Raw genomic sequence first — 22,590 nt, forward strand, 5'->3', positions numbered from 1 at the left:
AGACCCGATGAGCAATGTTATTAACTATCACAGCAATTACGAGAACCCGACTATCGACCCTTTGAACAAGGGTTTAGGGGCATTTCAACAAGCATTGCCTGCTGCCGAGGTCAAGGCGCGCAACTGGAATCTGCTGCGGGAAGACCTGAGCCTGCCTAGCGCCGTGCTTTCCGAAGAGCGCATGACGCATAATTTGCAATGGATGCAGCAATTCGTCAGCGAATACGGCGTCAAACTGGCTCCGCATGGTAAAACCACGATGGCGCCGAAGCTGTTTGCGCGCCAGCTGGCCGGCGGCGCATGGGGCATCACCCTGGCTACCGCACACCAGACCCGGGTCGCCTATCAGCACGGCGTGCGACGTGTGATCATGGCGAATCAGCTGGTCGGCAAGCAGAACATGGCGATCATTTCCGATTTGCTGGCCGACCCCTCCTTTGAATTCTGCTGCCTGGTCGATTCGGCCGATGGCGTCGATCAGCTAGGCGCGTTCTTCCAGGCCCGCAAACAAAAGCTGCATGTATTGCTGGAACTGGGCGCCGACGGCGGCCGCACCGGCATCCGCAATGCGCAGCAGCAAGCCGCCGTGCTGGATGCGATTGCGCGCTGGCCGGAGCATATCGTGCTGGCCGGAGTTGAAGTCTATGAAGGCGTATTGAAAGAAGAAGCCGATATCCGCAGCTTTTTGCAGCACGCGGTAGCCTGCACCAGGCAGCTGGCCAGGGATGGCCGCTTTGCGGCATGTACCGAAGGCAGCGCAGCGCGGCCGGTGATACTGACCGGCGCCGGTTCGGCATGGTATGACGTGGTCGCCGAAGAATTCGCCAAGACCAAGATCGGCCTGCCCTTGGATATAGTGCTACGCCCCGGTTGCTATCTGACGCACGATGTCGGCATCTATCGCGCGGCGCAGGCGCAGATCCAGACGCGCAATCCTATCGCCCGCAAAATGCGCACCGAGTTGCTGCCGGCCCTTCAGTTGTGGGCTTACGTGCAATCGATCCCGGAAACCGGCAAAGCCATCGTGGCGCTCGGCAAGCGCGACGCGGCGTTCGACGCCGGCCTGCCTACGCCAGCACTGCACTATCGCCCCGGTACCGGCGCCACCACGCCAAAAGCCACGCCCGCCCACTGGCAGGTAACCGGCATGATGGACCAGCATGCGTATCTGCAAATCACCGAGGGCGACGACATCAAGGTCGGCGACATGATTGGCTTCGACATCTCGCATCCCTGCCTGACTTTCGATAAATGGCGTCAGATTGCGGTCGTCGATGCGCAACATCAAGTGGTGGACGTGATCCAGACCTTCTTTTAATTTTTATCTCGGCACAAGCGATGACTATAGATATCCTGGCTTATGGCGAAGCAATGGTGGAGTTCAACCAGCGGCTCCATGATGCACGCATGTATCTGCAAGGCTTTGGCGGTGACACCTCGAATTTCTGTATCGCCGCAGCCCGCCAGGGTGCGCGTAGCGGTTATGTCAGCGCCCTCGGCAACGACCATTTCGGCCAGAAGCTGCGTGATCTGTGGCTGGCGGAACAGGTCGATGCGAGCCATGTGGCGAGCGATCCGCAAGCAGCTACCGGCGTGTATTTTGTTTCGCATGACCGGGACGGCCATCATTTTGACTATCTGCGCGCCGGCTCTGCCGCCAGCCGCTACACCAGCGCGCAGCTGCCGCTGGCAGCGATCGCCGGCGCCAAGATGCTGCATCTGTCAGGCATCAGCCTGGCGATCAGCGCATCCGCCTGCGATGCCGGCCTGGCAGCGATGGCGCATGCACGCAAGCATGGCGTGCGTACCTCGCTCGATACCAACCTGCGGCTGAAACTGTGGCCCTTGGAACGCGCTCGCGAAAAAATGCGTGCGGCGTTTGCGCTGTGCGACATCTGCCTGCCCAGCTGGGACGATGTCAGCGCCCTCACCGGCCTCGACGACCGCGACGCGATTGTCGATACGCTGCTGTCCTACGGTATCGGCCTGATCGCCTTCAAGCTTGGCGCCGAAGGCTGTTATGTCGCCACCGCCAGCGAACGCCGCCTGGTGCCGGCTTACGGCGTCGAAGCGGTCGACGCCACCGGCGCCGGCGATTGCTTTGGCGGCGCCTTCATTGCCCGCCTGGTAGCCGGTGACGATCCATTCCGCGCCGCCCGCTACGCCAATGTCTGCGCCGCTTTGTCGACCACCGGCTACGGCGCGGTGGCGCCGATTCCGCGCGCGGCGCAAGTGGAAGAGATATTGAGCTCAAGGTAATTTTCTCTGCTGCGTTTTGGACTGTGGTTTGGGCTGTGATTCTGGCAGCAACTCTGCGACGATTTCCCCCAGCCGTTTTATGCCCTGCTCGATCTGCGGCGAAAACGGCTGGCCGCAGCACAGCCGCAGAAAATGATCGAAGCGCCTGGAATTGGAAAATATCAACCCGGGAGCAAGCCGGATACCTTCCCGTAGCGCCGCCTCGAACACTTTTCTGGATGAGAGTTGCTGCGGCAGTTCCACCCACAGCAAGGCGCCGCCGTCCGGAAGGTTGAGGCGGGTACCGGCTGGAAAATGCATGGCGATCGCATCGGCGCTGCGCGCGCGCTGTATCCGCAGCGCTTCACGCAAACGCCGTAAATGGCGATCATAAGCCGTCGAGGCCATAAAATCCGCCGCCGTAATCTGCGCCCATTCTTCATTCGCACGGGTATGGGCAAACTTGAGCATTTCAATCCTGGCCTGCCAGCGGCCGCCAACCATCCAGCCCAGGCGCATGCCTGGCGCCAGCACTTTGTTGAGCGAGGCGCAGTAAATCACGTTGCCGCTGCGATCCCAGGCTTTTAATGCGGTCGACGAGGTCCCTTCCGGCACCAGGTCGCCATACGAATCGTCCTCGATCAAGGCCATGCCATGCTGCTCGCATAGCGCCACTAGCCGCACCTTGTGCGCATCCGGCATGATGCTGCCCAAGGGATTCTGCAGGTTCGGCACCGCCACTACTGCCTTGATATTGTCGTAGGTCTGCAGCGCCAGCTCCAACGCCTCAAGCGAGATGCCGGTGCGCTGGCTGGTCGGGATTTCGAGCGCGCGCATGCCCAGGCTTTCCAGCACCTGCAGCAAGCCGTAATAAGTCGGCGACTCGACCGCGATGGTGTCGCCTGCCTGCGCAACGGCGCGCAGAGCCAGGTTGATCGCCTCGATACAGCCATGGGTGACGATCACCTGCTCCGGTGCGATCTTGATGCCGATCGCGAGACTGCGCTTGGCCAACACCTGTCGAAACGCCGGATTGCCGCTATGCGACATCATGCCGGTCAACACCTCAGGCCGCTGGCGCAGGGTCCGGATGGCAGCATTCTTCAACGCTTCCACTGCATACAGTTGCGGCGCGCAGCTGGCGCTGCTGAGGTCGAGCGTGACCTTATTGCTGCGTCCCTGCGCGATGATTTCCGAGACCCGTTCGTGGATCCCGGCGTACTGCGCCGACATCAGGGCCGGCGCGCTCGACAGATTAAGCTCTTCCGGCTGCGCCAGCCGCCGCGCCTGCCGCACGAAATAGCCCGAACGCGGACGCGCTTCCAGCCAGCCCTCCTGCTCCAGGTGACGCAGTGTTTGCAATGCCGTCGACAGGCTGACCTGATGCTGCCGCATCAGATCGCGTACCGATGGCATGCGATCGCCTGGCCGCAAGGTAAGCGCCTGGATGGCGTCCAGATAGTGTTCAGCCAGGCGCCGGTACAGCAACTGCTGTGTTGGCGGCTTCGGTTGGGATCGGGGCTGGGACAGTGACAAAAGAGGCTTGCTCATAACGGGCATTGGATGATCGAAGTGTGCCGCATTTCAGTGCAACGTAACAGATACAGAGTCGCGGATACAGGACGATAACAGATAAGGCAAACCCCGGCTGTTACGCTACAGATGGGCAACAGCTGTGCCTGTTTCGGCAAGCGGCGGGCGCTTAGGCTAGAGCCCTCTCTCTCATCACGGAAACCGCCATGCAACTCATTCATGAAAGCACCTCACGGATCCGGCTAGGCCGTGCTCAAACCAGCATGTTTTATGCGGCACGCGGCACGACTATCTTAGCGCTGCAAGGCCGCCTTCTTGTCTGCGAAGGCGGCGCGCTTGCCGACACGCGTTTTGTGATCGGCGACGGCGAGTGCCATGTGGTGCAGCGCAGTGGCTGGGTTCGACTGGAGGCAAGCGCCACCGGCCCCGGCACGGCAGTCGTCAGCAGCGGCATACCGGCGACTCCTTTATGGCGGCGCTGGTGGCAGCGGGCACATACTCTGGTTGCACTGAAAGAATGATGCATTACATGCATTGCCGTTAAACCACAGACCACACCTGCAGTTTGGCAAAGCACTTGTTAGCGGCCGCCGATCTGGCTTATTCTGTAGCCATGAGTATCACGCGCGAAGATCTTGAACAGGACCGCCTGCGGACGATCCTGGACAACACACCGATTGCTTCCGCCCTGCTATCCGAAGCAGCGCTGGAAGCTTCGTGGCGCGCGGCACTGGCCGCGCTACCGGACCCGAATGGCGATGTCTGGCTGTTCGGCTACGGTTCGCTGATCTGGAACCCGATGGTAGAACATAGCGAGCGCGCACCTGCCAAACTGTACGGCTACCACCGCGGCTTCTACCTGTATTCGCGCATCAATCGCGGCACCTGGGACAACCCCGGCCTGGTGCTGGGGTTAGACCGCGGCGGCTGCTGCCAGGGCATCGCCTTCCGCATCCCCGCCATCTGCATCGAAACGGAATTGAAAATGTTATGGCGCCGCGAAATGCTGACCGGCGCTTATCTGCCGCGCTGGCTGCCAATGCAGCTCAAAGGCAAGAACGGCCCGCGGGTCAAAGCGCTGGCGTTTGTCATGAATCGGCAGCATGAGAGCTATACAGGCCGTTTGCCGGACCTGACGGTGGTTTCGCATCTGCGTGATGCAGTCGGACTGTATGGGCCGGCCAAGGATTATTTGCGGCATACCTTGGAAGGGTTACTGAAGGAAGGGTTTCGGGATCCTTACCTGGCGCGGCTGTGGGCGCAGCTGGAGTCGGGTCAAGGTCAGCCGGCGGGTAAAAAATAGCGAAGCTGTGGCTTTTGAAGTTGTCGTTGCTGTTGACGTTGCAGCTGCTTTTGATGTGAATTCCGCATTGAGACGTTGCCAAATGTGGCGCGTGTCAGTCGGGAATTGTGGGGGAACATGTTTGAGCGTAGCGAGTTGGTTTCCCCACCCGACTGATACGCGCCACATTTGGGGACCTGACCGAAGGGAAGGCAACGGCTTTGCGGTCGCCTTTCTTTGCTTACTTTCTTTGGCGAAGCAAAGAAAGTAAGTAGCCGCCGGGCTACCCCCGGCATGCATCCACGGAGTAGTTACCGTTTTAAGTGCCGATGAAACCTCGTCGCATGCAACGATATTTACTCCGTGGGCCGTTAAATGGGGTCAGAGTAATTTTCGCAAAAGGCTGCGAAAAAAAACTCTGACCCCATTTAACTGCTATAGCTGTGGGTTCAGCTTTTCGGACTTGGAATGCAATTTGTTGAGGGCCGATAGATAGGCTTTGGCCGAAGCGACCACGATATCCAGATCGGCGCCGACGCCATTGACGATACGGCCGGCCTTCGACAAACGCATCGTTACCTCACCCTGCGATTGCGTACCAGTAGTAATCGCGTTCACCGAAAACAGCAACAGCTCCGCGCCGCTGGCAACTTTCGTTTCGATCGCATTGACGATAGCATCCACCGGCCCGTTACCCTCAGCCTCGCAGCTAGACTCCTTATCGTCTATCGAAAACACCACCTTGGCGCTAGGTTTTTCACCCGTCTCCGAATGCTGCGACAACGACACAAACCGATAGTATTCCTTGCCATGCGACTGCTGCTCATCAGACACCAGAGCAATAATATCCTCGTCGAAAATCTCCGACTTACGATCAGCCAATTCCTTGAAACGCGCAAAGGCAGCGTTAACTTCCGTCTCCGATTCCAGCGCAATGCCAAGCTGTTCCAGCCGCTGCTTGAACGCATTACGCCCGGACAATTTACCCAGCACGATTTTGTTGGCGCTCCAGCCCACATCTTCAGCCCGCATGATTTCATAGGTATCGCGCGCCTTCAGCACGCCATCCTGATGGATCCCCGAAGCATGCGCAAAGGCATTGGCGCCAACCACCGATTTATTCGGCTGCACCGCAAAACCGGTGATTTGCGACACCAGCTTGGAAGCCGGCACGATTTGCGTAGTGTCTATGCCGATATCCAGATTGAAGTAATCGCGCCGGGTCTTGACCGCCATGACGATTTCTTCCAAGGCGGTATTGCCGGCCCGTTCGCCCAGGCCGTTAATGGTGCATTCGACCTGGCGCGCACCGCCTATCATGACGCCCGCCAGCGAATTGGCCACCGCCAAGCCCAGATCGTTATGGCAGTGAACCGACCAGATCGCCTTGTCCGAATTCGGAATCCGTTCGCGCAGCGTCCTCAGCATCTGGCCGTATAGTTCCGGCACGCCGTAACCGACGGTGTCTGCGAAGTTGATGGTGGTGGCGCCTTCTGCAATCACAGCTTCCAGCACCCGGCACAGGAAATCCATATCGGAGCGGCTGCCATCTTCCGGACTGAATTCAACGTCATCGGTGAATTTGCGGGCAAACCGCACCGCCTGCCTGGCTTGTTCGAACACCTGGTCCGGCGTCATGCGCAGCTTCTTTTCCATGTGCAAGGGCGAGGTCGCAAGGAAGGTATGAATCCGCTTGCGCTCGGCCGGCTGCAGGGCTTCCGCAGCGCGCGCGATATCCTTGTCGTTGGCACGTGACAGGGAACAGACGGTGGAATCCTTGATGATGCCGGCGATTGCCTTGATCGCCTCGAAATCGCCTGGGGAAGCAGCAGCAAACCCGGCTTCGATCACATCCACTTTCATCCGCTCCAGTTGCTTGGCGATGCGGATTTTTTCATCCTTGGTCATCGAGGCGCCGGGCGATTGTTCGCCGTCGCGCAAGGTGGTGTCGAATATGATCAGTTTTTCGGGCGGGTTGGCGGCCATGCTGTGCTCCTGATTGGTCTTGTAAACCATCAATTTTAATGACTTTGACGGATTCCGGTATAAAAATCACAAAGTGACGGTGATAAAAAAACCGCCCGGGGCAAACCGGGCGGTCATATTCAGCAGCTGTTGATCAGGCTAGCGGCGGAATACGCAGCATCTGGCCCGGATAAATCAGATCCACGCTTTTCAGCATCGGCTGGTTGGCTTCGAAAATCGTCTGGTATTTATTTGGATCGCCATAGTATTGCTTGGAAATCTTCGACAGATTGTCGCCGCTCACCACGGTATACCATTGCGATTCATCAGCAGGCTCGGCAACGGTCAGGTTGTCATTCACGCCGGCGACGTCTTTGACGTTGCCGCAGCACAAAATGATTTTTTCGCGGGTCGCCTGATCCGGCGCCTCGCCGCTGGCGGTAACCGTTGACGAAGCGGCATCAAAGGCAATCATCAAGCCACTGGTGTCGATACCTTGCGTGCCGACGTAGGTCTTGATCGCGTCTGCCGCTGCGTTTTGCAACTCGTCGACATTTGGGGCCGCGGCAACTTCCGCTGGTTTATGTCCCAGCAGCTTTTCGCCGGCGTCCTTGAAAAAAGAAAGCAAACCCATTTTTTTCTCCAGTAATAGTTGAAAAAGGATGATGCCACTTGCCTTGCCATCGTGCTGCCTGCAACTCAAGGTTTAACAACATTTAACCTTACTAATATTTCACAGGCATTACCTTGGTCTTAGTCCTTGTCGTCGTGCTCGAGTTCCGTTTGCACGATACTCACCGGCGCACCCTTGAACCAGCGCCAGAAATACACGCCGAAGCCCGACAAGCCGTACAGCACGAACAGGCCGAACAATACTTTCGACGGATCGCTGAAAATCGCCACTAGCGCCAGCACCACCAGGAAGGCCGCGATGAACGGCATCGGCTTGCGCAGATTGATATCTTTAAAGCTGTAGAAAGGGACATTGGTGACCATGGTCAGGCCGGCGTACAGGGTAATCGCCCATGCCGCCCAGCTTAAGGATGCGCCGCGAAAACCGAGATCGTCCATCAGCCAGACAAAGCCGGCCACCAGGGCCGCCGCCGCAGGGCTGGGCAAACCTTGAAAATACCGCTTGTCGACCACCGCGATATTGGTGTTGAAGCGCGCCAGGCGCAAAGCGCCGCCGGCGCAATACACAAAAGCCGCCAGCCAGCCCAATTTACCCATGCCGCGCAAAGACCATTCATACACCACCAGCGCCGGCGCAGCGCCAAACGACACCATGTCAGACAAACTGTCGTACTGGGCGCCAAATTCGCTTTGGGTATTGGTCAGACGTGCCACGCGGCCATCCAGGCTATCCAGCACCATGGCCACGAAGATGGCAATCGAGGCTTGATCGAAGCGCAGGTTCATCGCCATCACGATCGCGTAAAAGCCGCAGAACAGCGCTGCCGTGGTGAAGGCATTCGGCAGCAGATAAATGCCGCGCCGGCGCCGCACTGGCGGATGCGCGCCATCGTCATCCAGATACTCGTTGCGCTCGGTGTTCTTGTTCGGGCGCAGCGCCTTGGGGAACTGCGCGCCGTTACTCTTCGCTTTACGGCGCTTGAATGTGGCCATGTAAGTTCCGTTTCAATCGACTCAAAATGCTAACAACGCTAAACTTGACTAAAATTCGGCTACTTAAAATTCGGCCAGGATAGTCTCGGTGGCGGATACCTTGTCGCCTACCGCAACCTTGGGTGTCGCCGTCAACGGCAGATATACGTCGACGCGCGAACCGAAGCGGATAAAGCCGTAGCGTTGACCACGCGCCAGCACATCAGCCACCTTGACGTAACACAGGATGCGGCGCGCAATCAGGCCGGCTACCTGGACGCAGGTCACGGTCTGGCCGTTGGCGGCAGTGATGACCAGGGCGTTGCGTTCATTTTCGATCGATGCCTTGTCCAGATCGGCATTGACGAATTTACCTGGAAAGTACTGCACTTTCTCAATCTTGCCGTCGACCGGCGCGCGATTCGAGTGGACATTGAATACGTTCATGAATACGCTGATTTTCAGGGCTTCACGATTGGCGTAGGGATCCATGGTCTTTTCAACCACCACGATCCGGCCATCGGCCGGCGACAGTACTGCAGCCGGATTTTGCGGAATCACGCGGGCCGGATCGCGAAAAAATTGCAATACGAACAATGCAATAATCCAGAATGGCAGCGACCATGCAAGAGAGAAAGACGTGACCAGCAGCGCGACCGCAAAGGCGATGCCCAAAAAGGGCCAACCCTCGCGGGCAATAATAGGATGGGGATAGTTATTCAACTGCACTCCGGATTATCTTGATAAATGATGGAAATTTGAAAGCGTGGCTATTCTAGTCGAGCGGGAAATAAATGTAACCTGCCGCTTTATTGCCCGGTCGCCGCTCACTCGGCGCTTGTTGGGGCGCAAAGCCAGTTCTGTCAGCCGCCTGTTGATTAATGAATACCAGGTAACAAGCCCCGGGTAAGTCGGTGATTAAGTCGGTGATATGCGACCGCCTGCATGATATCAGCGGATCTGGATGTTCATCGAAAGAAACAGCGCCTTGGCATTGTATAAAAAGACCAAGCTTTCCGCTCGATTTTATTGACCTGGATAAATATATTGAGAAAAATATTTTCAATATAATAACAAATATGAAGAAGACAGCCGAGGCGATTGCCCCAGCTATCTTTTACTTCTGCTGTTCGTCTGCCGCCGCATTTTCCCTATTCTGAGTTTGCTGCAGCTGTTGCTCGACCCCTTTTGCCTTTTCTAGCGCATCGGTCTGGGTTTTGAAAATTTGCGGCGGAGGCGCCGACGGCTTGCAGCCGGCCAGCGCCAGCATCAACGCCGCCCCCACGGTAAGGCTAAAGACGGCGCGGCGGCTCATTTGAAGCGGACTTTGCCAACTACGCGCATGTTCAGTGTGGTTTCGCCCGGCTCGAAACTGGGCTCTTCCACCTGGACTGCGTCGTTCATCGACGCCGCCCGCATCATCATCGCTTTTGGCGCCGCTGCAGCATCCTGGGCATAGTTGCCGGACCCCTCGAAATCTACTGTATCGATCACGGCATCCGATACATTGCGACCCATTGCATGGGCAATAGAGGCAATCCGCTCGGTCAGGTTCTGGTAGGTGGCGGCGATTCTCTGGTCATCCAGTTTTTTGCTGGTGGCGTCGCTCAAGCCAAAATGCAAACCGTTGAGACCCAGCACGCTTTGCACCGCTGCTACCGTTTTCGGCAGATTGTTCAGATTGGTCGTGGTGGCGTCCAGATACTGGCCGACGCGCCAGCCGGCTGGCTGACGCGGCTTGTTTGCATTGCCGCGCGGCTGCGGCTGGTCTTCCGGATACACCGGATAGGTGTAATAACCACGCGTTTGCAAGATCGCTTGCGGGTCTTGGCGCTTCAGGATATCGGTGCCCTGCTTCATCTTCAGATTGACGCGGGAAGCTGCCGCCGCCTTGTCTTTATCTTGCTCTTCGACGTTGAAAATAACCCTGACCTGGTCATTGGCATGTTTGACTTCGCCGTAGGCGGGCACTACCACCAGGGTACCGCTGGTCGGCACCGGCGCAGCATGGGCTGCAAACCCCGTAGCAGCCAACAATGATGACAACATCAGTTTGCGTGATCGCGACATATTCTTCTCCAGGAAAAAAATGGAGCGCTATCGGAACTGCGCTCCAAAGATGATTAATGACAGACCACCCTTCGATTATATTTTGTCAAATTAGTTCGACGACAATATTGCCTGTGCTCAGCATCAAACGCAAGGCCGCAAAAAAGGCCTGGCGGGAAGCTGCGCAATTCTATTTTTTTGGCGGACCGCGCTGCGCATTGCGTCCCATGCGCGCTTTGATTGCCGCCAGCTGGTCCGGCGCGGCTATGTCCGCCGCAGCCGTAGAAGTGCCGGCTGCTGCTGCATCATGCTGATACGGCGCCAGCTTTTCGCCGCAGTGTTTGCAGAACAGGGAGTCGGCCTCGTGCCCTTCAGTGAGGCAATTGGTGCAGGTACGGGTGGTCGGCGTACCCTTCATCATGGTCATCGCCAGTTCGACGCCGACGATCCCGGTCGGCAAGGCGATGATGCCGTAACCCAGCAACATCGCACAGGAGGTGATCAGCTGGCCCATCGGTGTTTTCGGATGGATGTCGCCATAACCGGTGGTGGTGAGCGTCACGCTCGACCAGTACATGCCGATCGGGATGCTGGTGAAGCCGTTGTCCGGCCCTTCGATCACGTACATGATGGTGCCCAGGATCACACTCATGATCAGCACCACGCCGAGGAACACCATGATCTTGTGGCGGCTGTTGCGCAGCGCCTGCAACAAGATCTGCGACTCGTCGAAATAGCCCGGCAACTTCATCACACGGAATACGCGCAGCATGCGTAACAGGCGAACGTCGATCAGGAAATGGAGTTCCGGCAGCAGAATCGCCAGGCAGGTCGGCAAGATCGATAACAGGTCGATGATGCCGAACAGCTCAAGGCGTAGCGCAAGGGCCGCTTGACGCACGACAGACGCACCGCGTACTCGATAGTGAACAAGGCCGTGAACAGCCACTCAAGTGCATACAATACCAGGAAATGAACTGACCCCGAAAAGTTGGACGGTTAAAATATTTTTCGTCTATCAGGGATAGTTTTTCGATCGAATTTGAGTCTTGCGTATTTCCCGTTGAGCATCTCGGTCGTTAATCCACTACCCAGCTGCGCACTGAGCACCGTCGACATTCGTACTGCATCATGGCGGCAGCGATATGTTCTTCCGTCGCTGCCGCCAAGCGTAATGCCATTCCACGCATCCACCGGCTACCCGAGCGCAAGGACTTGCGTCGCCTTGTTCCAATAGTCCAATCGCGATTGCAACCCTACGTCGCCGCCATTGACGCGCTGGCAGATCTTGATGAAATCATCCCTGGCATTGCCGTTCGGCTTGAGATCGGCAAGCTCATTCAGTCCGGCCGTAGCCCAATACCAGGCTGCTGAACGCGCTGCGCCCGCCGGTTCTTGCAATAATTCCGGTTGCGCCAGCAGATCCAGTTTTAATGCCTTGCCACAGCGTTCATAGTTGTCGCGTCCGGTCAGTTGAATCAAGCCGCGACCGCGATATTTCCAGCCGTCGCCGCTGGCTTCGTCGCCATTTCCAAGCCGATTGGCGTAAACGTTGCTAGCCAGTTTTTCCGGATTGCTGGCATATTGGAGTGCGACGCTGTCGGTCGGAAAGCGGCGCGGCCATACCTGGCGCAGCCGTACAGACGAGTAGTTGAGATTCTCCGACAGGATTTTGAGCTGTGCCGATTCGTGCAGGATTTGCGCAAGGAATGCCGCCTGGCGATGCGTGTTGCTGATTGACCATTCTGTGAGTGCGGCGTTGATGGGATCGAGCCAGAGAGTGACTCGGGAATTGTCAGCTGCGGTGTCCAGCAAGCTGGCAAGCTGTTCTTGGGAGATGGCAGGCATAGTGTCCTCTGAAAGAAAAACAAGCAAATCCGTGCACGGATTCACTTGTTTGAAATCGCATTAAATTTTACGGACCGACAGCGACAGCTGGCTTGGTGCCATTGGATTTTGGCTGGATGGACGATTGCAGAATATCCAGCACCCGTGCCAGACCTTCCGGCATGCCGGTATCTTCAGCCAAGACTTCCACGTGGTATTTAGCGGAATTGTCAGATGAGCGGGTGTTTTCCTTGTGGGTTGCAACCGAACCTTCGACGTGCACCGTGGCGCTGAACATGCCCCAGCCGAACTTCATGTCGGCCGACATTTTGGCCGATGCATCGGTGGATTCCTTGGAGGCGAAAGAAGACTTTACTTCCATGTCAAAGGTGATATCCACCTTGGTGATCGACAGCGCCGGCACCTTGACGATGGCCAGCAAAGGCACATCCAGAGAAACGCTTTCTTCAATCGTTTTGGTGGCGTCATTGGGATCGGCGACCGGCCGGGTGAAGGCAAAGTGCGCCGTGCGCGTCGCGCCTACGCCATTTGGATCATTCGCAGCCGGCGGCAGAAAGCCGATGTACTTAATAAAATTGGCAGTAGCGTTCGCCAACTTGATTTGGGCATCGCAAGCGGCAGTCAATGGGCTGCCAATCAGGTCGCCCATCGGCAAGCCCTTGAACTGAGACGCCATATCGATAAGATCAGACATTGTTTACTCCTTTAGAAATGACCCAGACGGGTCTGGAAAAGCCAAGCCGCAAAACCGCAGCCTGGCGCCGAGTCGCGCATGACGCGCTCAGGACAATCTTAGGATTGGCAAACAATGAGTTCGTGACATTTCCTGTCGTATCGGCTGGGCGGCGCGTGAAGTGAGCAGGGAAATGGAGATGGGGATTGGAGTTGCAGAAAAGCTGAGCCGGATTTTCAGGCAAAAAAAAAGACGGAATCCACCGTCATTAAATTGACATCCTACCGGCTGCAGGATCGTTGTCATGCAACCGGCGGCCGCTGCATTTATTCAGTCTTGCGGGTCCAGAATTTGCGCCACATTTTCTGCGACGAACGCCACCAGGAAGTGTCTGGAATCAGACTGGAAAATTTGAACTGCTGGTCCGCCGTTAGCAGAAAGATCCAATTTCGACGGCTGCGTTTCGGCCGCATCGCTTTACTCGGAGCTAGCAGCAGATTGGTCCCATCTTTGGCGACCTGAATTTCCAGATGCTTCAGTACGTGGGGATGGCGTATTTTCTGCCACCAGTTCGGCGTCTGGAGCATGAGCACCACCTGAGATTCCTTGTCGAATTTCCTGATCGTCAGGTAACAGGGCAGGCTGAAAATAAAATCCTGCAAGCTATAGCCGTGATTCCTGTGGAATTTATCGTAGGGGATGGTCAGCAGCTCGTATGTCGCCTGATGCGGCAGGCGATACGAAAATACCTGCGTTGCATCTGCGCCTTTCTGTTCAGAGATAGCGGGCAAGTCGCGGTTGACTTGTTCAAATACGCGGGACAGTTCAGCACAAAAACCATCCAGCGTTACGGTGATGGCCGTCATGCTCAGTCCAGATGCAGCGGCTTGCGCGCAAAGCCAAGGTGGTACACGGCGTATTGCAGCACCACCTGATGCTCACCGATGTTATACAGGCCGAAGCATTTTTCTACATTGAGGATAAAGCCGCGCGGCGTCCCGCTTAAACAGCGGTTAACCAGATCCATGGCTTCCTGCACCTCGGCCTCGGTGCGGATGTTTTGCGGGTTGTCGTTGCCAACCACGATGCGTTTGATAAAACGCATTTCAGTTAAACGAAAGCGATCCATACTCACGTTGCACTCCTTCTTTGATTATTCCTGCACCAATCCGGTTGGGCCCTGTTCTTTCACCACATCGTTGAGCAGGCGCGCCAGCCCATCCGATTTTTCCGAGGCCTGCAGCTTCAATTTGATGTGCGCTATATTCCTGTCCCGGGAGCCGTTATTTGCGCTGGCAGGGCTGACCATGAGCCCGGCCTTTTTGCCCGCCGGCGCCGCCATGCCGGTCTGGCTCATGATAGATTCGTTGTGGCCGCTGCGTTCCTGCTCTTCAAACGCACCCAGTTCCATGTCCAGATCGATCTCTGCCTCGCCGATGATGAGCGAACTGTGCGGCACCAGCGACAGCAAAGGCAGGCGGTAATGCAACATATCGCCGGGCTTGGCGGTGCTGTGTATCGCCGGCAACTTGAGCTCGATGGTGGTGGGTTGCTTATCATCAGTAAAGAAAGACGCGATGTTTGCTACCTGCGCTTTTTCCACCATGTGCTGTGCATTCATGATGGATCCGGCAATCGCAAGCACCATATCTTCCAGGCTGGTTAAATTGGCCATGACTACTCCAGTTTGTTTGAGGGTTTGTGAATCGGCGACGACTCTGTTCTGCCGGGTTCAGACGCAAGCATACGAATCTGCGCAATCCCTCTTCTAACCATTTCTGACCATTTTTCCGAGGCCGCAGAAGCAGCAGATTTGGTCAGGAATGGCGCTGTTTTCCCCCTTTAATCTGTGATTCATGACGTTTTCTCTGCTGTGCGAACGAGCGGCGTCATTGATTTTTCCATCAACTTAAAAGGGGTATCTCCATGAAGTCAACGTCAGGAAATCGCACCGTCAGGGTGCTGCAGCAATGCATGTTTGCGGTGTTTTTTTTGCTTGCGAGCCAGTCTTCATTTGCGGCAGGAAAAACTTCCGGCCTCATCCACCTTCCGATTGAGGGGCGTCCTCAGATTCCAACGGCAATCAACTGGTCGACGGAGCTGCTCAATGCGGCCAATGCCGCACTGGCCGCAAAAAATCCGCCGGGTGCAGCAATGCCCAACGGGACAGTCTGGGTTGGAACCAACTTTTCCAGGCACCACGTCATTCCGCAACAGTATTTGCAGGCGCTGGTTGGCCTCAGCCAGGCAGCGGATAGCGACATAGCGGATACAGACGCAAGCAAGCTGGCCCTGCAAGGCGCACTCAGAAAAATCCGCTACCCGAGTGCAGCTCCTTTACTGACAGGCATGGTATGGGCGCCGGTCAATCTGTTTGAAGGTCCTGTCGGATTTCTGCGCAGCGATGAACCGGGCAATGACTTTGAACTCAACAAACCGCGCAGTTTCGACGAAAAGCGCTGGAATGCATTGCGCAACGTGGTGGATGTCATGACAGTCCTGGAATTCAGCAATCAAGGCACCGAATTCACTGTGTCGGCGCAGACTCTGAATGCAAGGGGAGGACTGGCTAAACTGACAGCTGCGGTGGTGGATCTGGCTAAATATACGCAGGAAAACCCAGTCCCTATTCATCGCTTTGCCAATACCGACTGGATCGATGGCCGCAGCCTGTCTGCCATCAACCTGCAAGATCTGGTGGGCTTTTCCAGCAGTCTGATAGTCACCGATTCGCTGGTGGCCAGCAAGAAGAACGCCTATCGCCTGAAGCTCAAGAACGAGCGTTGATTTCTGCGAACGCCGGCGCACAAAAGCGGCGCCCCGCTTTTGTGCGCATTCCGATCTTCTTTTACTTTCTGTATTCCTGCGCGGATTCTATTTATGCAAAAAGATATGTTGCGGCTTGCGCGACTGCTGCTTTGCCTCGGCCTGATTTTCATTATGCTCTACGCCACGTTCAGCGCCGTTCCTTCGCGTCAGATCAGGATCGCCGCTGGTCCGGAGGACGGCAGTTTTTATGCGATGGCGCTTCAGTATAAAAAAATACTGGAGAAAAAATCCTATCGGGTTGACATTGTCTCTTTTCAAAACACAGATGAAATTTCCGCCGAGGTGGCGGACAGCACGAAACATATTGATATCGGTTTCGTAGCAAACGATCTGCAGGGTAAAAGCCAGGCCAACCTGATATCTCTTGGAGAGATTCAACTGCAACCCATTTTCATTTTCGTAAACCGGAAAGTGGAAACAGAAAGGAGCATTCTGTCGCTCGCCGACCTGCGCGGTTTAAGCCTGGTTCTTCCTCCCGAAAAGAGCGTCACCAGCCAGACCTTGCTGAGCATATTCGCGGTATACGGCATTGACCAGCGCAACACGCCTATCAGCTTTCTTCCTTTGAATATCGGGGTCGCCCGGCTCGCCCGCGAAGAATTTGACGGCGGCCTGTTTATCCTGGGCGCCGAGAGCGAGTTGATGGCAGAACTGGGAAGGAACAAGAAATTTGTTCTGGTGGAGCTGACGCAGCAATCGGCCATCGTAAAGAAATTTCCCTTTTTGCAGAAAGTAACTCTGCCGAACGGCATCTTTGATCTGAAAGAGAAAATCCCAGGTCGCGATGTCAAGCTGTTGGCGGCGAATATCTCGGTGGTTGCTCAAAAAAAATTGCCGCCGGCCACAACTTATGCATTGCTGGAGGCGATGCGAGAAGTGCATCGCAACAGCAACTACGTCAGCAATGCAGACGAATTCCCTAAATATCGAGGCAGCGCGATCCAGACCAATGATCTGGTCAGCGACTTCTACCGCAACGGCACACCCTGGATTTTTTCCACCTTCCCGATAGCAATCGCCAGCATCCTCGATGCCTACCTGGCGCCGCTTCTGGGGCTTTGGTTCTTGCTCAGCATATACAGGGTTTTTATTCAGTTTGAAAAGATCCGCAGTCTCACCCTGTTTTTTCTGGCCCATCTGCTGATTTTCTGGACGCGATGGCGTATCAGGAATGGCCGGCCTTTATCCACACGCGTTCGATTTCTTCTGGAAAAAATCGAAACCGCAATAAAGCGGGAGGAGCGAGGCCTGCCTATGTTGTTGGCGGAAATAAGACATATCAAACAGCTTTAGCCCGTAGCGAACCGTTGCCGCTTTCCATGTCAATCCACACAGGAGACCTTGCCATGTCCATAGATACGAACGATATCAGCAGAACGATGCAAGAAACTTATGACCATTATTTCCTGAGCGACGGATATCGTCGACGCTATCCCGAACCTAATGTCGCAACCATGACGTATTTGCTGGAAAAAGGATTGGCCGGGGTCGACCAGATCCTTGATTTCGGTTGTGGAAATGGTCGATATTCGTTGGCCTTGCTGGAAAAATCGCAGGCCCATCTAACCGCCTACGATATTTCTGCAGCTTCTTTGACTGAGTTCGAATCCCGGCTGCGAACCACGTCTCACCGCGAGCGCGTTACCTTTGTGTATGACGATCTGGATGGCTTGAACAAATACGCCTACTACGATGCTATCCTCATGCTGTTTGGCGTGTTGTCGCACGTGGTCGAACGCAATTTGCGGCTTCAGACTTTGCATAAAATGCGCAGTCTGATTCGAGCCGATGGAAAATTGATTTTATCCGTTCCTTCAGTCTTCCGGCGCAGACCTTGGGAATTGTTCAAATACGGGCTGGCTCGAACTCTGGGTCATGCCCGGCCGCCGCAAAATGAAGCAGGCAATATCCGCTTCACGAGGCGCATCCAGAGGCGCAACCTGACGTTCTTCTATCATCTCTACTCATTGCGTACCTTACGCGAAGAGTTGGCTGAGGCTGGATTTGCGATCAGCGAGTGGCAGCCGGAAAGTGTGTTTCCTGAGTGGCTGGTAACGCAATCCAGTTTGATGCGTTGTATCGACCAGCGCTTGTGCTCCTGGATTCCGGCTGAACTTGGCTATGGCATGCGAGTGCTGGCGAATCCGGTATGAAACCGAGCAGGAGAATCCGCCGATCGGGATGGCAAATGGGCCGCGCTTGCTTATTTGTATTTGTTCTCATGTTCGCCGCCGCCGCGCATGCCGAAAATCGCATGGATTTAATCAAAAAACGCGGTGTGCTGATCGTGGGAGTCAAGACGGATTACCCGCCTTTTGGCATGTTATCGCCGGATGCAACGCTCCAGGGTTTTGAGCATGACCTGGCAGAAGATCTGGCGCGGGGTCTCGGCGTCGCCCTGCGCAAGGTGGCGGTGACAGGTGCTAACCGCTTGCAGATATTGGATGAAGGCGGAATAGACGTGATGATCGCAACTTTAGGCGATACCTACGCACGGCGGCAGATTGCTGATTTGATAGAACCCAATTACTACTCTTCCGGTGTAACGTTAATGACGCGGCCGGACAGCAAGCTAGACACCTGGGCCGACGTGCGGGGTCAAAAGGTATGCGCCACCCAAGGCAGTTACTTCAACCGTGCAATGGCTACCCGCTATCTGCTGGATTTGCAGATATTTGCAAATGGCCGCGACGCCAAACTGGCAGTGCGCGACGGCCGTTGCGCCGGCTGGCTGTTTGATAACACAGCGATCGCGGGCGATTTATTGTCAAATGAGTGGAAATACTACAAAACCAAGCTGCGCCCGCAGCTTCTGACGCCATGGGCCATAGCTATTGCGCGCTCTGAAAAAGGCGGTGCATTGGAGCACTTCATCGGCGATACCGTGGCGCAATGGCATCGGCGCGGCGTTTTGCTTGAGCTGGAAAAGAAATGGCGCCTGCCGCCTTCCATTTTTTTGACCGAGATGCATACCTTATGGAATAAGAAAGATGAAAAAGGTGCATTCGTTTGCCGGCGTTTGCCGGATGGCCAATGGCCGGTGGTTTGCCGCAACCCTATTTTCATCACATCAACTGAAACCACAGGTTTGCGTCAATTCGGATTGCTGGTCAAAGAAAAAACCGGCGTCAATCTCACCTACATTTACGACGACTATGAGCGTGCTCAATTTATCCGCGCCTTATTCACCACGCTGGCGCTCACGGCTTCTTGCGTATTCGGCAGCCTGGTTAGCGGCATGATCTTCGCGCTGACCATAGAGCAGAGGATTCCGCTGCTCAGTCGATTTTTAAAAGGTTTTACTTTAGTTGGCAGAATGACCCCGCCTCTGTTGCAGATTTACGTGCTGGCATTTGGCATAGGCAGCGTACTGGCAGCCAACTGGGGGATGCAGCTGAACTCCTTCCTGATTGTCGTGCTGTGTCTGTGCTGGTACACCGGATCAGGTATTTTGCACATTCTGGAAAATGCCAGCGACAAGGAACGTTTGCGAGCTCCCGGCTTTCGGCTGAACTTGAGTACTTTACGAGCAATCGCGAATCGTTGTTCGACATCGATATTGGCGTCCCTGGTGAATGTGAGCAAAGCCACCATGATGGCCAGTGCTGTTGCAGTACCTGAACTGTTGTCGGTGTCCACTTCAATTATCGCTGAGCACGGAACGGTGGCAACGATGATGAATACATTGATGCTGTTATTCCTGGTTCTGGTGTTCGTCGTGCTGCGTCTGTTGCAACGGGTAGAGCGGAGGTGGTGTCATGGGATGGATTGAAATCACGAGAAATCTGCTTGAGTGGACTCCCTTTTTGGCTATTGGCTTTATGTGGAATATCCTGATTTCCGTGCTCGCATTGGGTATCGGCGCGGCCTGCGGCGGCCTGCTGGTTCTGTTACGGCTGTCCCGCCGTCGGAACCGGGCTCTTGCAGGAGCAAGCCTGACCGAATTCATGCGCAATGTGCCGACATTTGTATTCCAGTTTTATCTGGTGTTCATGCTGCCGGAATCATTGATATTGCCATTTTCCACTATCAGCCTGTCTTTTCCTTCCTGGCTGAAAGCGGCGTTGGCTCTGGCATTGGCCGTGGCGGGTTTTGTTTCAGATAATTTGCTCAGTGCGATACAGGCATGGCGCAACGAAAGATTTCAGGACGCACTGCTTTTTATCCCGAATTTGTGTAATTTCTTCGTGATTATTATCATGGCATCCTCCACCGCCTCGGTGATAGGCGTGTCGGAATTAGTCAGCCGCTGCAACACGGTCATCAACGCCAGCGGCACGACACAGATCATGTTATGGGTTTACCTGTATGCGATGATCTGGTTCTTTTCGTTTTGTTATATGGTGACGGCGGCCATAAATAAATTCAGTTCCGGCATGTTGCGCCGCATAAGTATTTAAGCGGAATTTTCGCTAAAAGAAGAAAAGGCGGGCAAACGGATCGGACGATCCGTTTGCCCGCCTGCGATGGATCTCACGCAATGCGTCAGGAGGATGAGGTCGCGGGATGCAGGGCGCCGCGGAAAGGCGCCGGCTTTAACTGAGTCCTGGCAGATAATGCGTTAGCTTATCGTAGCCATTGTCTTTCAGTGCCCTGACGGCATCAGCCCCTTTTTTTCCCCATGTCAGGACATCTCCGTTGGCGTCAACATATACCCAGTGCAACAGGCCGTATCGATAGTTGCTTTGGTTGTCTCTTTTCCCCAGGCCATAAATCGCGTTTTTATACGGCAGCGGCTTATCGAGATTCAAGGCGTTGGTGCTTGCTGTCGTCGCATGAAAATCATAGTTCAAGAAGCCCAGGTCTTTGCACAGCAGGCTGACGGCCGCTGCGGTCATCGCAATTCCCACCGGTTCATCCATTGCATGGTTGCCACGCATCTTATCCGTGACTTCTTTGAGGCTTTTATAGGCGAACACCGCCCCGAAAACCTTTGAAAAGTCCAGTAGTTCTGCTGACCGGTCTGCATGATTTCTGCAGAAATTCTCGATCAGAGGAAACAAAGTCCCATAGGTGTCAGCCGCGAGATTGCCCCCTGGTTTGTGGTTCAGGTTGGCAGCCTGAACGGCAGCGACAAAGCCGCACACTCCCCAGTTATTCTGATTCAGTTCTTCGCTTTTCATAATCATTCCTTTTCATGTGGGCGTATATGGCGTTGAGCCATATACTTAAACGGACCACCGCTTAATCAATAGAAGGCGGCCGCACTGAATCTTTTCCGCTTTCGTGCCCAACGTCGGCATGAAAAACTCAAAGATCATGAAAAGAGTAATCTCGGCATTTGCCTGGAAAATGATGATTCCTGACATGGGCAAAGCGCTGATTGGAATGCGCAAAGAGAGAGTGACAGTAGTGAGGCAGCTCGCTGGCAGGACCAATGATTCAGACCAACAATTCACAGAATTGGATACAAATATGCCCGTTGATCGGACAAACGAGATGCGGGATTTTCAGGCCAAATGGCGATGAATTTACATTCAGGGTGGACCTGCCTGGTATTACGGATGCAGTCGCAACAGCGTTTCCCATCTGTGGATAATCATGTTTCTAAAAAAATATAGAAAATGTCATGAATTGTCATGATAACAGTATTTCCATGGACCAACATATGGCTATGAATCTACTTTGTTGGGGCAAAAAATGATGACGTTGCTTCTCCTGAACGATGACACTCGAAATGAAAATGAGATCTGCGATTTTTTCAGCAGCGCCGGTTATCAGATCAATTGGAGCGAAACATCGGCTACCTTCCTGGCCGGACAAAGCCTGAGGGAACAAAATAAGTCCATCACCATCCTGCAAATAGATCACACGCATCCATTCCTCCCCGACATCGCCAACCTGACCCAGGGCCTCATGGTGCCTTGGCGCCTGTCCTTGCATCAGCGGACCTTGACTGCGCCAAACAACAACAAGATCAAACTTACCAGCCTTGAATTTACATTGATCAAGACCTTCGCCCTGCTGGAAGTGGGCGAGGTGGCGTCCAGAAAGAAGATTATTGACGAATTTGGCGAGCACTATTTGAGCTACGATCAAAACCGGCTAGACACCATGATCATGCGCTTACGCAAAAAAATCAGGCATGGGCTGGGACTGACACTGCCCTTAAACACGGTGAGGGTGCGCGGATTCAGCTTTGACGATCTACTCATCCTCGATCACTAAGATGTCGCAAACTCCGCTGCGCCACGGCCGGATCGGCAATCCCAATCCTGTAGACCGTACTTTCGTAGCCATACTAGCACTGTCGATCGGCCTTGAATTCCATACCGACATTGCGCCTCTATATAGCTCAGTTCGCCTTTTTCTACTTGCTCCACAACCGGCAATTTAAAGGCCAGACTGCAGTCCCGCTGCGTGCGCTTACTCTTTGATCCCATTGACTTCTCCTTCGTTACGACGAAAAAGTGTCGACTTACTTCAGGACTGGTCATTGAAATGAAAAAAGGGACGGCAATGCCGTCCCTTTTCATCGGAGCTAATCGATTTTTGATTAGTTCTTCGACTGGTCAACCATCTTGTTCTTTTTGATCCAAGGCAGGCTGGACGGGGTTTCGCAAAGCAC

The 22,590-nt window shown here is 54.9% G+C and carries 24 protein-coding genes and 2 pseudogenes; 11 read left to right on the top strand and 15 right to left on the bottom strand.

Translation table 11 applies throughout. The features are described 5' to 3' along the window. The first annotated feature begins 7 nt into the window (after positions 1 to 7). Entirely contained in the window at positions 8 to 1,318 is a 1,311-nt protein-coding gene (locus BLV81_RS04495) for an amino acid deaminase (protein ID WP_092352829.1), read from the top strand. Positions 1,319 to 1,338: 20 nt separating this feature from the next. Further along, positions 1,339 to 2,259, top strand: coding sequence for a sugar kinase (locus BLV81_RS04500; protein ID WP_092352831.1), 921 nt, complete (start codon positions 1,339 to 1,341; stop codon positions 2,257 to 2,259). Here BLV81_RS04500 and BLV81_RS04505 read toward each other — a convergent pair. After that, positions 2,251 to 3,789, bottom strand: coding sequence for an aminotransferase-like domain-containing protein (locus BLV81_RS04505; RefSeq protein ID WP_369823804.1), 1,539 nt, complete (start codon positions 3,787 to 3,789; stop codon positions 2,251 to 2,253). The two genes, BLV81_RS04500 and BLV81_RS04505, sit on opposite strands and share 9 nt — an antisense overlap. 188 nt (positions 3,790 to 3,977) lie before the next feature. Here BLV81_RS04505 and BLV81_RS04510 point away from each other — a divergent pair, with 188 nt between their 5' ends. Then, on the top strand, positions 3,978 to 4,292 hold the full coding sequence (locus tag BLV81_RS04510) for a hypothetical protein (RefSeq protein ID WP_092352835.1): 315 nt from the start codon (positions 3,978 to 3,980) through the stop codon (positions 4,290 to 4,292). Positions 4,293 to 4,384: 92 nt separating this feature from the next. Further along, positions 4,385 to 5,074 (top strand): gamma-glutamylcyclotransferase, encoded by a 690-nt coding sequence (locus BLV81_RS04515; RefSeq protein ID WP_092352925.1) that lies wholly within the window; start codon positions 4,385 to 4,387, stop codon positions 5,072 to 5,074. 414 nt (positions 5,075 to 5,488) lie between these two features. Here the strand turns inward: BLV81_RS04515 and BLV81_RS04525 are convergent, their stop codons facing one another. The 12 genes and pseudogenes from BLV81_RS04525 to BLV81_RS04580 form a co-directional block, all read right to left on the bottom strand. Beyond that, entirely contained in the window at positions 5,489 to 7,039 is a 1,551-nt protein-coding gene (locus BLV81_RS04525) for a 2-isopropylmalate synthase (RefSeq protein ID WP_092352927.1), read from the bottom strand. A gap of 133 nt (positions 7,040 to 7,172) precedes the next feature. Next, positions 7,173 to 7,652, bottom strand: a complete 480-nt coding sequence (lysM, locus tag BLV81_RS04530; protein ID WP_092352839.1) for a peptidoglycan-binding protein LysM — start codon at positions 7,650 to 7,652, stop codon at positions 7,173 to 7,175. Between the two features lie 119 nt (positions 7,653 to 7,771). Continuing rightward, the gene (gene pssA / locus BLV81_RS04535) at positions 7,772 to 8,644 is read right to left on the bottom strand and encodes a CDP-diacylglycerol--serine O-phosphatidyltransferase (RefSeq protein ID WP_092352841.1); all 873 of its coding nucleotides are present in this window, start codon (positions 8,642 to 8,644) and stop codon (positions 7,772 to 7,774) included. A gap of 63 nt (positions 8,645 to 8,707) precedes the next feature. Beyond that, positions 8,708 to 9,352 (bottom strand): phosphatidylserine decarboxylase, encoded by a 645-nt coding sequence (locus BLV81_RS04540; protein ID WP_092352843.1) that lies wholly within the window; start codon positions 9,350 to 9,352, stop codon positions 8,708 to 8,710. A gap of 388 nt (positions 9,353 to 9,740) precedes the next feature. Next, positions 9,741 to 9,893 carry a hypothetical protein gene (locus tag BLV81_RS04545; RefSeq protein ID WP_218134247.1) on the bottom strand — a complete coding sequence of 51 codons (153 nt, stop codon included), beginning with the start codon at positions 9,891 to 9,893 and terminating at the stop codon, positions 9,741 to 9,743. A gap of 41 nt (positions 9,894 to 9,934) precedes the next feature. Then, complete coding sequence (locus BLV81_RS04550) at positions 9,935 to 10,693, bottom strand: SIMPL domain-containing protein (protein WP_092352847.1); 759 nt, start codon at positions 10,691 to 10,693, stop codon at positions 9,935 to 9,937. Positions 10,694 to 10,862: 169 nt separating this feature from the next. Continuing rightward, positions 10,863 to 11,629 (bottom strand): annotated as a pseudogene (locus BLV81_RS04555) (ion transporter); the annotation flags it as partial. 240 nt (positions 11,630 to 11,869) lie between these two features. Then, positions 11,870 to 12,520: a glycoside hydrolase family 19 protein gene (locus tag BLV81_RS04560; protein ID WP_176992743.1), complete on the bottom strand. Its 651-nt coding sequence runs from the start codon at positions 12,518 to 12,520 to the stop codon at positions 11,870 to 11,872. 67 nt (positions 12,521 to 12,587) lie between these two features. Continuing rightward, complete coding sequence (locus BLV81_RS04565) at positions 12,588 to 13,214, bottom strand: DUF2589 domain-containing protein (RefSeq protein WP_176992744.1); 627 nt, start codon at positions 13,212 to 13,214, stop codon at positions 12,588 to 12,590. 305 nt (positions 13,215 to 13,519) lie between these two features. Next, on the bottom strand, positions 13,520 to 14,059 hold the full coding sequence (locus BLV81_RS04570; protein WP_092352851.1) for a hypothetical protein: 540 nt from the start codon (positions 14,057 to 14,059) through the stop codon (positions 13,520 to 13,522). Positions 14,060 to 14,061: 2 nt separating this feature from the next. Next, positions 14,062 to 14,322 (bottom strand): hypothetical protein, encoded by a 261-nt coding sequence (locus BLV81_RS04575; protein ID WP_041741555.1) that lies wholly within the window; start codon positions 14,320 to 14,322, stop codon positions 14,062 to 14,064. Positions 14,323 to 14,346: 24 nt separating this feature from the next. Continuing rightward, entirely contained in the window at positions 14,347 to 14,868 is a 522-nt protein-coding gene (locus BLV81_RS04580; protein WP_092352853.1) for a DUF2589 domain-containing protein, read from the bottom strand. A 251-nt stretch (positions 14,869 to 15,119) separates the two neighbouring features. Here BLV81_RS04580 and BLV81_RS04585 point away from each other — a divergent pair, with 251 nt between their 5' ends. The 5 genes from BLV81_RS04585 to BLV81_RS04605 all read left to right on the top strand — a co-directional run bounded on the left by BLV81_RS04585 (position 15,120) and on the right by BLV81_RS04605 (position 20,422). Then, positions 15,120 to 15,980 (top strand): hypothetical protein, encoded by an 861-nt coding sequence (locus BLV81_RS04585; RefSeq protein ID WP_143036274.1) that lies wholly within the window; start codon positions 15,120 to 15,122, stop codon positions 15,978 to 15,980. A gap of 93 nt (positions 15,981 to 16,073) precedes the next feature. Next, positions 16,074 to 17,315 carry a TAXI family TRAP transporter solute-binding subunit gene (locus BLV81_RS04590; protein WP_092352857.1) on the top strand — a complete coding sequence of 414 codons (1,242 nt, stop codon included), beginning with the start codon at positions 16,074 to 16,076 and terminating at the stop codon, positions 17,313 to 17,315. A gap of 26 nt (positions 17,316 to 17,341) precedes the next feature. Then, positions 17,342 to 18,175 (top strand): class I SAM-dependent methyltransferase, encoded by an 834-nt coding sequence (locus BLV81_RS04595; protein ID WP_176992745.1) that lies wholly within the window; start codon positions 17,342 to 17,344, stop codon positions 18,173 to 18,175. A gap of 101 nt (positions 18,176 to 18,276) precedes the next feature. Then, the gene (locus tag BLV81_RS04600) at positions 18,277 to 19,794 is read left to right on the top strand and encodes a transporter substrate-binding domain-containing protein (RefSeq protein ID WP_176992746.1); all 1,518 of its coding nucleotides are present in this window, start codon (positions 18,277 to 18,279) and stop codon (positions 19,792 to 19,794) included. After that, entirely contained in the window at positions 19,781 to 20,422 is a 642-nt protein-coding gene (locus BLV81_RS04605) for a polar amino acid ABC transporter permease (RefSeq protein WP_143036275.1), read from the top strand. Before BLV81_RS04600 ends, BLV81_RS04605 begins: the two co-directional genes overlap by 14 nt. A gap of 135 nt (positions 20,423 to 20,557) precedes the next feature. On the opposite strand, the gene BLV81_RS04610 is transcribed toward BLV81_RS04605, so the two are convergent. Next, positions 20,558 to 21,145 carry a hypothetical protein gene (locus BLV81_RS04610; RefSeq protein ID WP_143036276.1) on the bottom strand — a complete coding sequence of 196 codons (588 nt, stop codon included), beginning with the start codon at positions 21,143 to 21,145 and terminating at the stop codon, positions 20,558 to 20,560. Between the two features lie 118 nt (positions 21,146 to 21,263). Here BLV81_RS04610 and BLV81_RS23500 point away from each other — a divergent pair, with 118 nt between their 5' ends. Next, the gene (locus BLV81_RS23500; RefSeq protein ID WP_143036277.1) at positions 21,264 to 21,491 is read left to right on the top strand and encodes a hypothetical protein; all 228 of its coding nucleotides are present in this window, start codon (positions 21,264 to 21,266) and stop codon (positions 21,489 to 21,491) included. A gap of 156 nt (positions 21,492 to 21,647) precedes the next feature. Continuing rightward, positions 21,648 to 22,190 (top strand): winged helix-turn-helix domain-containing protein, encoded by a 543-nt coding sequence (locus tag BLV81_RS04615; RefSeq protein ID WP_143036278.1) that lies wholly within the window; start codon positions 21,648 to 21,650, stop codon positions 22,188 to 22,190. A 41-nt stretch (positions 22,191 to 22,231) separates the two neighbouring features. On the opposite strand, the pseudogene BLV81_RS23505 reads toward BLV81_RS04615, so the two are convergent. Continuing rightward, positions 22,232 to 22,405: pseudogene (locus tag BLV81_RS23505) on the bottom strand (helix-turn-helix domain-containing protein); the annotation flags it as partial. Positions 22,406 to 22,590 lie beyond the last annotated feature (185 nt).

It is taken from the genome of Collimonas sp. OK242 (assembly GCF_900107095.1).
Classification (GTDB): domain Bacteria; phylum Pseudomonadota; class Gammaproteobacteria; order Burkholderiales; family Burkholderiaceae_D; genus Collimonas.